12 protein-coding genes are annotated in these 13,820 nt (G+C 61.8%); 3 read left to right on the forward strand and 9 right to left on the reverse strand.

Going from position 1 to position 13,820, the window contains the following annotated elements; all coding sequences use genetic code 11:
- Nucleotides 1–7 precede the first annotated feature (7 nt).
- Both aroA and rsgA read left to right on the forward strand, forming a co-directional pair.
- Nucleotides 8–1,315: a 3-phosphoshikimate 1-carboxyvinyltransferase gene (aroA, locus tag MTX36_RS09000; RefSeq protein WP_243619373.1), complete on the forward strand. Its 1,308-nt coding sequence runs from the start codon at nt 8–10 to the stop codon at nt 1,313–1,315.
- A complete protein-coding gene (gene rsgA / locus MTX36_RS09005; RefSeq protein WP_243619466.1) occupies nt 1,312–2,301 on the forward strand; it encodes a ribosome small subunit-dependent GTPase A in 990 nt (329 codons plus the stop codon). Before aroA ends, rsgA begins: the two co-directional genes overlap by 4 nt.
- A 59-nt stretch (nt 2,302–2,360) precedes the next feature.
- Here rsgA and MTX36_RS09010 read toward each other — a convergent pair whose 3' ends face one another.
- The 6 genes from MTX36_RS09010 to MTX36_RS09035 form a co-directional block, all read right to left on the reverse strand.
- Complete coding sequence (locus MTX36_RS09010) at nt 2,361–3,602, reverse strand: fatty acid desaturase (RefSeq protein ID WP_243619374.1); 1,242 nt, start codon at nt 3,600–3,602, stop codon at nt 2,361–2,363.
- Nucleotides 3,603–3,725: 123 nt separating this feature from the next.
- Nucleotides 3,726–4,988, reverse strand: coding sequence for an acyl-CoA desaturase (locus MTX36_RS09015; RefSeq protein ID WP_243619375.1), 1,263 nt, complete (start codon nt 4,986–4,988; stop codon nt 3,726–3,728).
- 24 nt (nt 4,989–5,012) lie between these two features.
- Entirely contained in the window at nt 5,013–6,131 is a 1,119-nt protein-coding gene (locus MTX36_RS09020) for a ferredoxin reductase (RefSeq protein ID WP_243619376.1), read from the reverse strand.
- Nucleotides 6,132–6,233: 102 nt separating this feature from the next.
- On the reverse strand, nt 6,234–6,728 hold the full coding sequence (locus tag MTX36_RS09025) for a hypothetical protein (RefSeq protein ID WP_243619377.1): 495 nt from the start codon (nt 6,726–6,728) through the stop codon (nt 6,234–6,236).
- A 40-nt stretch (nt 6,729–6,768) separates the two neighbouring features.
- Nucleotides 6,769–8,178 carry a wax ester/triacylglycerol synthase family O-acyltransferase gene (locus MTX36_RS09030; protein WP_243619378.1) on the reverse strand — a complete coding sequence of 470 codons (1,410 nt, stop codon included), beginning with the start codon at nt 8,176–8,178 and terminating at the stop codon, nt 6,769–6,771.
- On the reverse strand, nt 8,172–8,582 hold the full coding sequence (locus tag MTX36_RS09035; RefSeq protein ID WP_243619379.1) for an HAD-IA family hydrolase: 411 nt from the start codon (nt 8,580–8,582) through the stop codon (nt 8,172–8,174). The genes MTX36_RS09030 and MTX36_RS09035 overlap by 7 nt, the downstream gene beginning before the upstream one ends.
- A 109-nt stretch (nt 8,583–8,691) precedes the next feature.
- Between MTX36_RS09035 and MTX36_RS09040 the strand changes: the two genes are divergently transcribed.
- The gene (locus MTX36_RS09040; RefSeq protein WP_243619380.1) at nt 8,692–9,231 is read left to right on the forward strand and encodes an Rv3235 family protein; all 540 of its coding nucleotides are present in this window, start codon (nt 8,692–8,694) and stop codon (nt 9,229–9,231) included.
- A 47-nt stretch (nt 9,232–9,278) separates the two neighbouring features.
- Here MTX36_RS09040 and secA read toward each other — a convergent pair whose 3' ends face one another.
- From secA to MTX36_RS09055, 3 genes are all read right to left on the reverse strand, one after another.
- The gene (gene secA / locus MTX36_RS09045; protein ID WP_243619381.1) at nt 9,279–12,119 is read right to left on the reverse strand and encodes a preprotein translocase subunit SecA; all 2,841 of its coding nucleotides are present in this window, start codon (nt 12,117–12,119) and stop codon (nt 9,279–9,281) included.
- 131 nt (nt 12,120–12,250) lie between these two features.
- Complete coding sequence (hpf, locus tag MTX36_RS09050) at nt 12,251–12,931, reverse strand: ribosome hibernation-promoting factor, HPF/YfiA family (protein ID WP_243619382.1); 681 nt, start codon at nt 12,929–12,931, stop codon at nt 12,251–12,253.
- Between the two features lie 175 nt (nt 12,932–13,106).
- Entirely contained in the window at nt 13,107–13,808 is a 702-nt protein-coding gene (locus tag MTX36_RS09055; protein WP_243619383.1) for a ComF family protein, read from the reverse strand.
- Between the last annotated feature and the right edge of the window lie 12 nt (nt 13,809–13,820).

Raw genomic sequence — 13,820 nt, forward strand, 5'->3', positions numbered from 1 at the left:
AGAGAAGATGGACCCTGTGAGTCTGAGTCTGTGGAGCGCCCCTCTAGCCCAAACACCGATCGACGCAGTGGTAACGCTGCCGGGATCGAAGTCCATCACCAATCGAGCCCTGATTCTGGCAGCTCTGGCGGACGGTCCGTCCACGCTCACCGGTGCTCTCCGCAGCCGCGATGCAGACCTCATGATCGCAGCGCTGCGTGATCTCGGTATCGGCATCGAAGAAGCCGGCAACCCCAGCACTCTGCGCATCACTCCCGGACCCCTCCGCGGCGGAGACGTCGACTGTGGGCTTGCCGGTACCGTCATGCGTTTCCTCCCGCCCCTGGCCGCAATGGCCGACGGCGTCGTTCGCTTCGACGGCGACGAGCAGGCCCGCACGCGGCCGCTCGACACCATCCTCGAGGCACTTCGCGGGCTGGGCGCACAGATCGAGGGCGACGCCCTCCCCTTCACCGTGACAGGCACCGGTTCTCTGCGCGGCGGAACCGTCACGATCGACGCTTCCGGTTCCTCACAGTTCGTCTCCGGACTACTGCTCTCGGCTGCCGCATTCGAGGAAGGTGTCACCGTTCAGCACAGCGGCAAGCCTGTCCCGTCCATGCCGCACATCGACATGACCACCTCGATGCTCCGCGAAGCGGGTGTGTCTGTCACGACCCCGGCTACCGGCGGCGACGCCGACACCTGGCGTGTCGAGCCCGGACCCGTGCGCGCAGTCGACTGGGCCATCGAACCCGACTTGTCCAATGCCACACCATTCCTGGCGGCCGCAGCCGTCACCGGCGGAACCGTCAGCGTGCCGCTGTGGCCGTCGTCGACCACTCAGCCCGGCGACGCGATCCGCGAGATCCTCGTCTCGATGGGAGCCGAAGTCACTCTTGCCGACGGTATCCTGACCGTGCAAGGACCGGAAACGTTGCGCGGCATCGACATCGATCTGCACGACGTCGGAGAACTCACCCCGACCGTCGCGGCGCTCGCGGCCCTGGCCGAAGGAACTTCCCACCTCCGCGGCATCGCTCACCTGCGTGGCCACGAGACGGATCGCCTGGCTGCGCTCGCCGACGAGATCAACAAGTTGGGCGGTTCCGTCACCGAAACCGAAGACGGACTGACCATCGTTCCCGCGAAACTTCATGGTGGACAATGGCTCTCGTATGCAGACCACCGCATGGCGACGGCCGGCGCCATCATCGGCCTGGTGGTCGAGGGCGTCGAAGTGGATGACGTCGCGACAACAGCAAAAACGCTGCCGGGCTTCGAGGGCATGTGGACCGACATGCTCGATCATTCCGCACGTAAGGCAAGCTTCTGAGTAAGCGGCAGTACGACGAGTCCGACGTCCGGGTCCGCCCCGGCCGCGGATCACGCCCCCGTACCAAGACTCGCCCTGAGCACCTGTCCGCCGAATCGGGGATGGTGGTCTCCAAGGACCGCGGACGCTGGGGTTGCGTCCTGGGAGGCGATCCCAACCGACTGATCGTGACGATGCGCGCCCGCGAACTGGGCCGCACACCGATCGTCGTCGGCGATCAGGTTGACATCGTCGGCGATCTGTCCGGCAAAACCGACACTCTCGCTCGAATCATCCGGGTCTCCGAGCGCTCCACTGTGCTCCGACGCACCGCCGACGACACCGACCCCTTCGAACGCATCGTGGTCGCCAACGCCCAGCAGTTGCTGATCGTGGTGGCCCTGGCTGATCCGCCGCCGCGCACCGGCTTCGTCGAGCGCGCACTGGTCGCGGCGTACGTCGGCGGCCTGACGCCCATCGTGTGTCTGACCAAGAGCGACCTCGAACCACCGGAAGAATTTGCCAGTACGTTTGCCGATCTCGACATCCAGGTTGTTGTTGCCGGCCGCGACGATCCGCTCGACGAGCTCACCACAATCTTGAACAACAAGCTGACGGCACTGATCGGCCACTCAGGCGTCGGCAAATCGACGCTCGTGAATCGTCTTGTCCCCGACGCGAATCGCGCAGTCGGCATCGTCTCCGGCGTCGGCAAGGGCCGTCACACGTCGACTCAGTCGGTGGCACTCCCCCTGGCCGGTGGCGGTTGGGTGATCGACACACCGGGCATCCGCTCGTTCGGTCTCGCCCACATCTCCCCCGAGAATGTGGTGGCAGCGTTCTCCGACCTTGCCGCGCAGATCGAAGACTGCCCCCGTGGCTGCACGCACCTCGGCCCCCCGGCCGACCCCGAGTGCAAGCTCGATCTACTCGAAGGAAAATCCGCCCGGCGAGTTATCGCCGTACGCCAACTCCTCGAGGCGATCAAGTCCAACGACCAATACTGAAAACAGCCCGACACCGCCTTGTGCGGTGTCGGGCTGTTTTCTTCGGACTCTGAAGCGGATCAGCGCAGGCCGAGCAGGCTCCGCAGCTTTCCGCCCTTACGCTTGCGGGCGATGGCACTCTTGAGGCCACTGGCGCGGCCGGTGACCGGATCGACCGTCAACGTGGCGTTGCCCTCGAACATCAACTCCGACGCCGTTTCCGGCGCATTGTCGACGGTGTCCTTGAGGTACTTGTTGGGCAGCGAGAGCTTGGCGATGGTGCGCCATGACTTGCCGTACTGCACCAGGAACGGACCGGTGGTGTACGGCAGGTCGTACTTGTCGGTGAGCTCACGAACCTTGACCGCGATGTCCTTGTAGCGATTACTCGGCAGGTCCGGGAACAGGTGATGCTCGATCTGGTAGCTGAGGTTGCCGGACATGAAGTCCATGACCTTGCCGCCCTCGATGTTTGCGCTGCCGAGCATCTGACGCAGGTACCACTGCGCCTTCGACTCGCCGTCGATGTCTGCCTTGGTGAACTTTTCGGCACCGTCCGGGAAGTGTCCGCAGAAGATGATCGCGTTGGTCCACAGGTTACGAATGATGTTGGCGGTGAAGTTGGCACTGAGAGTGCTCTTCCACGCCGGGCCGGTCAGCGCCGGGTAGACGACGTAGTCCTTGACCAGCTGCTTGCCGATCTTCTCGCCCACCTCACGCAACTTACGACGCGTGTCCTCCATGTCGGTGCGACCCTTGGCCGCCTTGCCGAGCTCGAGGTGCTGAGCCGCGATACCCCACTCGAAGAAAAGTGCCAGGAGCGTGTTGTAGGCGATGTTGCCGGCATTGAAAGGCTTCCACCGCTGATCACGCGTGACGCGGAGCAGTCCGTATCCGACGTCGTCGTCCATGCCCAACACGTTGGTGTACTTGTGGTGCAGGAAGTTGTGCGTCTGCTTCCAGTGCGCGGACGGGCCGTTGACGTCCCATTCCCACGAGCTGGAGTGGATCTCCGGATCATTCATCCAGTCCCACTGACCGTGCATCACGTTGTGGCCGAGTTCCATGTTCTCGATGATCTTGGCGACGCCGAGAACGCCGGCACCCAGCAACCAGGCCGGTCGCTTGCGACTGGCGAAGAGGATCGCGCGACCGCTGATCTCGAGGGAACGCTGCAACCGAATCACGTTGCGCACGTACCGCGCATCCTTCTCGCCGCGCGAATCTTCTATGTCGCGGCGGATCGCATCGAGTTCACGACCGAGCGCTTCGACATCAGCTTCGGTGAGATGCGCATATTCCTTGACATCGGCAATCGCCATCGGAAGGCCTCCTGGCAGTAAGTTCGGCTACAACGAGCAAGTTCATATCGATCGAAATCGACACGACCTACTGTAGCGTAACTTACGGCACCGTAGGTTAGGTTTTTCCCGATGTAATCTATATCACTTTTTGCGCTTGGGCATGCGAGAACGCGCCTGCGACTTCAGAGCGGTCAGCAGTCCGACACGCTTTCCCGTCACCGGATCCGTGCGTAGATCTTCGACCATTGCCATTGCCGCATCCTTGAAACCCGACTCCCGAAAGCGGAGCTCCGACGACGTCTCGGGTGCATGATCCGACGTCGCGATCAACCACTTGTCCGGCAGCGCCAGCTTGTGAATGGTGCGCAAAGCCAACACGTACTGCTTGAACAACGAACCGGTTGTGTACGGGAGATCGAACTTCTCGCACAGTGCCCGCATCTTCACGGCAATCTCCGGATAGCGATTGCTCGGCAAATCAGGGAAGACGTGGTGCTCGATCTGGTAACTCAGATTGCCACTCATCAATCCCATGAGCTTGCCGGAGTTGAAGTTCGCACTGCCGAGCATCTGACGCAGGTACCACTCGTGACGGGTTTCCTGTTCGAACTCGGCAACCGTGAACTTTTCTGCACCGTCGGGGAAATGGCCGCAGAAGATCACGACATACGCCCACAGATTGCGGACCAGGTTGGCAGTCGCGTTAGCCGTAAGAGTCGACTTCCATGCCGGCCCCGTCAGCGCCGGAAACAGTATGAAGTCCTTGCCGACCTGGTGGAAGATCTTGCGCGCGAAGTCTTTGTTCGCCTGCGAGTTCAACTGCCCCTTCGCGGAGCCTTCCAACTTGGACGCCGCCGTGAGGTCATGAAGGGCGATGCCCCATTCGAACGTCGCCGCCAGAACCACGTTGGCAATAGGTTGCAGAAGGTTGATCGGCTTCCACGGCTCGTCGCGCGTCATACGCAAGATTCCGAAACCCAGATCGTCGTCCATACCGACAACGTTGGTGTACGTGTGGTGCTGATAGTTGTGGGCACGCTTCCAGTGCTCCGACGGCCCCGTCTGATCCCACTCCCACGAGCACGAGTGGATCTCCGGATCGTTCATCCAGTCCCACTGCCCGTGCATCACGTTATGCCCGAGTTCCATGTTTTCGATGATCTTTGACAAGCTCAGCAAGGCTGTGCCGGCCAACCACGCCGGTCGGTACCGGCTCCCGAAGAGCGCCATCCGGCCACCGAGCTCCAACGCTCGCTGGACCCGGATGACCCGACGAATATAGCGAGCGTCCCGAATTCCTCGGGAATCTTCGATATCGAGTCGAATCTGGTCAAGTTCACGCCCGAGCGCTTCGACGTCAGCTGCAGTGAGGTGCGAAAACTCTTTGATGTCGGTGATTGCCACCGTTGTCCTCCGGGTGCCTAGAAGCTATGCGTCAAGCGTACAGTCGCCCGCGGCGGCTGAGATGCACGTTTGGATTCGTTCACCTTCGACGTGCTGTTTTCCCGAACGCAGATCGATCGCATGGCCCGAAACGAGCGGTACGACGCACGTTTGGCAGATGCCCATTCTGCAACCGAAAGGCATCAACGCACCGGACTTCTCACCGGCCTCCAGCAGGGTCGTCGCACCGTCGACTGTGATCGTCTTGCCCGACTTCTCGAACGTGACCGTTCCACCGTCGGCTTCCGCGTCGATGCGTGAGACTGCAAATCGCTCCATATGCAGGCGTTCTTCGATTCCCGCCGCTTTCCAGACATCATCGATCTCGTCGAGCAACGGCAACGGACCGCACGCCCACGTGTGGCGTTCACGCCAGTCCGGGCACACTTGATCGAGCGAACTCAGCTTGAACTTTCCGTCGCGGCGAGTGAGCTGAACGTGGCTGACAAAATCCTCGTGCTCGGCATGGAGCGCCGTCAGTTCATCCGCGAACATGACATCGGACTCTGTCGGAGCGGAGTGAATGTGCATGACGTCAGGCAACTGCCCACGACGATTCATAGTGCGAAGCATGCCCATGACCGGCGTAATTCCACTGCCGGCGGTGATGAACAGAATCTTCTCCGGCGGCGGGTCCGGCAACGCGAAGTTGCCCGACGGCGTTGCGAGACGGACGATCGTGCCCGACGGGACAGCGCCGCCGACGAGGTGACTCGACAGGAATCCCTCGGGCATCGCCTTGACCGCGATGGAGATCTTCTTGTTTTCCCAGTTGGGCGGGGACGTCAGAGAGTACGAACGCCAGTGCCAGCGGCCGTCGACATGCAAGCCGATACCGATGTACTGGCCCGGCTGGTAATTGAAGTCGAATCCCCAACCCGGCTTGATCACGATGGTTGCCGAATCCTGGGTTTCCGGGCGCACCTCGACGATGCGGCCGCGCAATTCTCGGGCCGACCACAGCGGATTTGCCAGGTGAAGGTAATCATCAGGCAGGAGAGGCGTCGTCAACCGCGCCGCTGCACCACGCAGCAGATTGAGCTTCGACCGCGCTGCCGGAACTACCGACGCTGCCGGTGCCTCGATCCAGTCCTTCAGACCCATCAGACCTGCCACCTCTCACTTAGAGATCCCACCGAAATCACTGCCTACGGTACCGTAGGTTACCAAGTTACGGTACCGTAGGTTACTCCAAAGTAGTAAATTTCAGAGCAGGTCGAGCAAGAACGGCAGTTCCTGCACCGCATACCACGCTAATTCGTGGTCCTCCGCGTCGCCGAGAGTGAACTCGGCATCGGCGTCGCCGAGATCCGCCGCATCGACGATCCCGGCAGCGCGCTCGATGTCCGGTTCGGCCTGGGCGAGGTCCACGTGAACCGATGCCACCTGCGCCATCGTGACCGGACCAGCCAACCGCACCACCGCGTCGTCGAGATCCGGACGCAACTTCACATCATCGACGTCAGCCGCAACCACCGCTCGGCGGAACGTCACGTCCCCCTCGGTGCCGGCGATCAAACGCAACGACGCTCGCGCCGCCTCACCCATCGCAACCTCGGCCAACTCGTCGTCGTCACCCGCCGCATAGGCCTCACGCAGCGCCGGAGTGACAGCAAACGCAGTTCGACTCATCGGGTCGAACTCCTGATCGGCCACCAACCGCTGCAAGATTTCCACGGTTGCCGGTACGTACACCCTCATGAGACCACCTTCATCGAAAGACGACGCCGAGAAATACCACTCACCGACTGGCGTCAGTCAACTCCTCGAGAGACTCGAAGATCAACGAACGCACCACGTCGACGTCCGACATCGCGTCACGGTCGGCATTCAAACCGTAGTAGACGTTGCCGTCATAGGACGTCAGGGCAATGCTGAGTGTCTGATTTTTCAGCAACGGCGACACCGGATACATGTCCTCCATCCGCGCTCCACCGAGGTAAAGAGGAAACTGCGGACCCGGCGCATTCGTGATCATGAGGTTGAACATTCGCTGCGACAGATTGCCGGCCGCGCGCGAACTCATCGCGTGCAGAGTTGCCGGCGCAAACCCGGACATCCGGACCAAAGTCTGGGCCGTCACCCCCCGACCCTGACGAGCAAACGCCTCGGTCGCATGAGCAACGTGCGACAACCGGACCACCGCATTGGGTTCACCGACCGGCAAGTCGACCAAGAACGACGACACATGACCCGGCGCCTGCGGATCCGGCGCGTCGGGATTGTTCGGTCCGTCGGTGTACACCGACATCGGCACCATTGCGCGAACGATGCTTGCCTCGGTAACCGGCTCGCCGCGAGAGAGCAGCCAATTCCGAAGCGCGCCAGCGATAACCGTCAGGATCACGTCGTTGATCTCGCACCCGTACTTCGCCCGGATCCGGCGATAGTCGTCGAGCGACGTCTTGGCCACAGCCAGTCGACGGTTGCGAGAAATCGGTGCATTCAGTGGACTGCTGGGGGCCACCTGGGCAGCCGTACGCACCACTGCCGCGACCTTCCCCAAGGCACTGACCGCCTCCGTCATCGACGTCGTCATGTCACCCAACGCCGCCCGCGCCCGGGCCACCCCTTCGCCCGGACTGGTCACCAGATCAGCGAGCGCACCGACAAGCAACTTCACATCACTCGGAGGCAGAGCAGGCATCCATAATTCCTCGGCGCCGGGCAGCCGGACCTCTTGTTGATCGAAGAGAACCTGGCTGATCTCGAGCGCGGATTCTCCGTCGACCAGGGCGGAATGCGACTTCGTGAAAATCGCAAATCTATCGTCGGACAAGCCCTCTACCAGGTACATCTCCCACAGCGGCCGAGTGTTGTCCAGCGGCCTGGAAATCAGCCGGGCAATCAGATCGTTCAACTGTTCTGCACTGCCGGGCTTGGGTAGCGCTGACCGGCGTACGTGATAGGTGATATCGAAATCGCGATCGTCGACCCACACGGGGCGCGCCAATCCCAGCACTACCTCATGTACCTTCTGCCGGTACCGCGGCACCAGGCTCAGTCGCTCCTCAACCAGTCGCAACAACTCGGAATGATCGATCCCGGTCCCCGACTGACGGAAGACGCCCAGAGAACCCACGTGCATGGGTGTGCTCCCGGCTTCGAGAAAGTAGAACGCCGCATCCTGCGTCGTCAAACGGTTCACCATGGCTGCTCCAACCCGAGCAATATCGACAATTCTTCGATCGTCGTCTCGGGATCGACGTGGTGTACCCCGACCATTCCGACGGCCACAGCGCCCCGGACGTTCACGGCCAGGTCGTCGACGAACACACACACTTCGGGCGGAAGACCCAACCGCTGTGCGGCCAGACGATAGATCGCGGCATCGGGCTTGGCCATCTCTACATCGCCGGACAACACGACATCGTCGACGAGCACTCCGTCGCCGAGATCCCGCAACCACGCAGCACCCGATCCCCCGGGATCGTTGCTCACAATTCCCGTCGCGATACCCGCGCTCCGGGCACGGCGCACCAGCGCACTCAAGCCGTCCAAATCCGACCCCGGACCGAACAGCACTCCACCCACGTCCAACAGAAGTCCCCGCACGCGATTCACATTAGGTGGCCAGGGTGATCCCTGCGACAACACCGGCCGATTAGTGTCATACTTCTCACCATCGCTCGGGGGAGCGATCCATGTCTGGGGGGACAAACAGGTGAACAGCAACGAGACGAACTACAGCCCGCACGGATTCCTTCGGCCTGCACCGCGCAGCGAACCAGCCGCCGATTCCGTCACGATCAGGCGTCCGTCGGTACGAACCGAACGGTTACTGGGCAGCCCACGCAAGACGCCGCACAACGGCACTTCCGGCACTTCCAGCACTTCACCGTCTCGACCCGCACGTGCCGACGCAATCACTGCGGATCCCGTTGCACCCGGCGCCGACATCTTCTGGAACACGTCGCTGCGCCTCGTACTCGAAGTGCTCGATCAACGACGAAACCCCGGGCACCTCAAAGCACTACTATCTCCCACCGTCCTGGAACTCGTACGGCGCCTCGCCATTTCAGATAATCCGACCCGCGACCTCGGCGTTGCCCGAACCCACCGGACACACGTGCACGCAGCATCACCGAGCGCAGCAGAAGTATGCGCCACCTATCAACGCGGCAACCGAACCTTTGCCATCGCAGCCAGAATCGAGAACACAAACGCAGAAGGCTGGATAGTCACCGCGCTACACGTGGTGTGACTATCCAGCCTTCTGAAAATCAGTTTCCAGCAATCAGTCTCCGGAAATCAGCGCTTCCGCTTGGACTTCGGTGCCTTGGTGCTCTTCGACTCTGTGCGTGCGGCCTCGCGACGCTCACGGCGCGAAACTGAATCACCGGAATCATCGGCCGCGTCCCGCGTGGCCTTCGCCTTACCGTCCTCGTCGGGACCCGAGTACGTCAGCCGCGACGGACCCGTGTCGTCGAGTCCCTTTGCGCGCAACGCCGACGGCGCTGCCGTGCCATTGGAACCCGCCGCATTCTCCTGCGTCGGCAAGGGCTTCGGTGCAGTCGTCGATGCCGCTGCAGCACTGCCGGCCGTGACCGAAATACCGGTGGACGGCTGCGCCGGAGCAGCTTCGACCTGCAGGTTGAAGAGGAATCCCACGGACTCTTCCTTCAAGCCGTCGAGCATGCCGATGAACATGTCGTAACCCTCACGCTGGTACTCGACCAACGGGTCACGCTGCGCCATCGCACGCAGGCCGATGCCTTCCTTCAGGTAATCCATCTCGTAGAGATGCTCACGCCACTTACGGTCCAATACGGACAGGAAGACCCGACGCTCGAGCTCGCGCATACCGTTCTCGCCGGCGATCGCGTCGATTTCGGCTTCACGCTTCTTGTACGCCGCGTGAGCGTCGTCGAGCAAGGCGGTTCGCAGGTCGTCACGGCTGAGATCACTGTTGATCCCGGCGCCGTCCTCTCCGGCCAGCTTCTTGTGGTCGATCCCGACCGGGTACAGCGTCTTGAGGGCGGTCCACAACTGCTCGAGATCCCAGTCCTCGACGTAACCCTCTGCCGTGGCACCGTCGACGTACGCAGTGATCACGTCGGTGATCATCTGCTCGACCTGGCCCTCCATGTCCTCACCTTCGAGGATCTGGCGACGTTCCTTGTAGATGACGGTGCGCTGCTGGTTCATGACCTCGTCGTACTTGAGGACATTCTTGCGGATCTCGAAGTTCTGCTGCTCGACCTGCGTCTGCGCGCTCTTGATCGCCTTGGAGACCATCTTGGCTTCGATCGGAACGTCGTCGGGCAGGTTGAGACGCGTCATGATCGACTCGAGCGCAGAACCGTTGAAGCGGCGCATGAGTTCGTCACCGAGGGAGAGGTAGAACCGCGATTCGCCCGGGTCACCCTGGCGACCGGAACGACCGCGAAGCTGGTTGTCGATACGACGCGATTCATGACGCTCGGTGCCCAGAACGTAGAGACCGCCGGCAGCGCGCACCTTCTCCGCGTCTTCCTTGACGTCGGTCTTGACCTTGATCAAGATCTCGTCCCACGCCGCCTCGTATTCCTCCGGTGTGGTTACCGGGTCGAGGCCCTGACTGCGGAGCGCGATGTCGGCGATGATGTCCGGGTTACCGCCCAGCACAACGTCCGTACCGCGACCAGCCATGTTGGTGGCAACCGTCACCGCGCCGGATCGACCGGCTTCGGCGATGATGGTCGCTTCCTTCTCGTGGAACTTGGCGTTGAGAACGTTGTGCGCCACACCGCGCTTGGTGAACTGCTTGGACAGGTACTCCGAGCGCTCGACGCTGGTGGTACCGATCAGAACCGGCTGACCGTTCTCGTGCCGTTCCACGACGTCGTCGACGACTGCGTCGAACTTGGCTTCCTCGGTCTTGTAGATGAGGTCGCCGTTGTCGACACGAATCATCGGACGGTTGGTCGGAATGGGGATAACGCCGAGGGTGTACGTCTGATGCAGCTCAGCTGCCTCGGTCTCGGCGGTACCGGTCATGCCGGACAATTTTTCGTAGAGACGGAAGTAGTTCTGCAGGGTGATCGTGGCGAGAGTCTGGTTCTCGGCCTTGATCTCGACCTTTTCCTTGGCCTCGATGGCCTGGTGCATACCCTCGTTGTATCGACGACCGACCAACACGCGACCGGTGAACTCGTCGACGATGATGACCTCACCGTCGCGGACGATGTAGTCCTTGTCCTTGCTGTAGAGCTCTTTTGCCTTGATGGCGTTGTTGAGGTAACTCACCAGCGGCGAGTTGGCAGCCTCGTACAGATTGTCGATGCCGAGCTGATCCTCGACCAGTTCGACGCCGGCTTCGTGCACACCGATCGTGCGCTTGCGGATGTCCACCTCGTAGTGGACGTCCTTCTTCAACAGCGGCGCGATACGCGCGAACTCGCTGTACCACTTGCTCGAACCGTCAGCGGGGCCGGAGATGATCAGCGGGGTACGGGCCTCGTCGATGAGAATCGAGTCGACCTCATCGACGATGGCAAACGCGTGGCCACGCTGGACCAGATCGTCCAGCGAGTGCGTCATGTTGTCGCGGAGGTAGTCGAAACCGAACTCGTTGTTGGTGCCGTAGGTGATGTCGCAGGCGTACGCGACCCGACGCTCCGCCGGCGTCATACCGGACAGGATCACACTGGTCTCGAGTCCGAGTGAGCGGTGGACACGGCCCATCCACTCGGAGTCACGCTTGGCCAGGTAATCGTTGACCGTGACGACGTGGACGCCGTCACCGGCGATCGCATTGAGGTACGCGGGCAGCACACAGGTCAGGGTCTTGCCCTCACCGGTCTTCATTTCCGCGACGTTGCCGAAGTGCAGGGCCGCACCACCCATGATCTGCACATGGAAGTGCTTCTGATCGATCACGCGCCACGACGCTTCACGCGCCACGGCGAATGCCTCGGGGAGCAACTCGTCGAGGGTCTCGCCAGCGGCATAGCGCTCGCGGAATTCGACGGTCTTGGCCTTGAGTTGATCATCTGTCAGGCCCTCTACCTCGGGCGACAGCGATTCGACATGGTCAGCAATGTGCTTGAGTCGCTTGACCATGCGACCTTCACCAACACGGAGCAGCTTCGATAGCGACAGCGACGGCACAGTCTTGTTCGTCCTCAATCTTCGGCAACAAATGGGCGACACAGTGAAATCCGGCCGAAGTCCGAAAACCCCGGCCGGATTCCATGGTAGGCGCTAAGGCCGAGTTGCGAGGCAACCCACCTATAGATCGGTCATGTCAGGCGTATCAACCCGTAGTCGAACGCATGCCGACGGTAGACGACGGACGGTTTATCCGACTCCTTGTCGTGGAAGAGGAAGAAGTCGTGTCCGACCAATTCCATTTCGTACAACGCATCGTCGATCAGCATCGGTTCAGCCGGGTGTTCCTTCACTCGCACTACCTGGCCGGGACCGTCGTAGGCCTCGAGTTCCTGGCCGTTGAGCGAGATATCCGTCTCCATCGTCGGCGCGTTTTCGAGTGCGAGCGGCGCTGTCGCTTCGGAAACCGAAACCGGGCGCTTGTCGCCGTAGCTGACGCGCTTGCGGCCCTTGGTACGCCTCAGCCGATTCTCGAGTTTTGCGATGACAGCCTCGAACGCGGCATAGAAGCTGTCGGCGGAGGCTTCTGCTCGCGCTACGGGACCTTTGCCTCGGGCAGTGATCTCGACGCGCTGAGCGGTCTTTGACTGCCGCGGGTTGCGCTCATGTTGGAGTTCGACGTTGAAACGAAAGATGGAGGGGTCAAAGTGTTCGAGTCGCGCCAGTTTGTCCGAGACATAAACTCGGAAATGATCGGGTATCTCGACATTGCGTCCGGTCAGGACGATGTCGGATTTCGGAACGGCGGATCTTTCGGAACGCTCGGTGGTGGCGTCCTCGATGAAAAATGAGGCTTGCGAAGGGGTCGTCACTCGTACCTCCCAATTACGGCTCCGCCCAAAGTTGGGCGGCAGCAGGTGTTTCAAGTACCGAGAGGGGATCCGCCCGGCACCAGGATTGAAGTACCACCTCCCACCTGTATTTTCGGGTGTGCCGCCGACGCTAGTACGTAATTCGCGCGAGTGCCACTCTTCGCCTGAAATTCATTCAAACGCCGGCAACCACGAGTGCGAGGGTTGTCCGGATTCCGTGTTGCCCGAGCACCCGAATCGACTCTGCCGCAGTCGCTCCCGTCGTCAGAACATCGTCGAGGAGGACCACGTCGACATCCCGCCCCGCCAGCTCGTCCAAAGCCACAGTGACCGATATCCCTCCGGTCACATTGGTAGCTCGGTCCGCGGCCGACAGCCCTACCGAATCCCGGACGCCACGTGACATGACCAACCCAGACCGAACCTCGCCGCAGTCCGTCGGCAAGGCACCGACCGCTGCGCGCGCGATCTTTCGGACCGGATCTCCGCCCCGAGAACGCGCGGCCCGAGAGCGCGACGGCGCCGGGATCAAAACCACTGGCCGCTCGGAATCGAAATCAAGCTCGCCCCACCGGTTCAGACATGTCATCGCTGCCGCCACCGCGGCTCCCAGCGGCCCGACGAGATCTCGTCGGCCACGTTCCTTCATCTCGATCACGCTGCGCCGCCTCGGGCCGCTGTAGGGCCCGAGCGCCCACGCCGGCACCCCGGGATCGACTCTCGGAGTCAGTCGGATCGGATGGTCCCGAAGCTCGCCGGCGCACACGCCGCACCACTGCGCGCCCGGCCTTCCGCATCCTCCGCATTCTCGTGGCAAGACAAGATCGAGCGCCGCACCGCCCAGTTTTCCCAGATCACGAAACGCGAATTCCCCCATGAACGGGAAGTC

It is taken from the genome of Rhodococcus sp. ARC_M6 (assembly GCF_022810305.1).
Taxonomy (GTDB): Bacteria; Actinomycetota; Actinomycetes; order Mycobacteriales; family Mycobacteriaceae; genus Rhodococcus_F.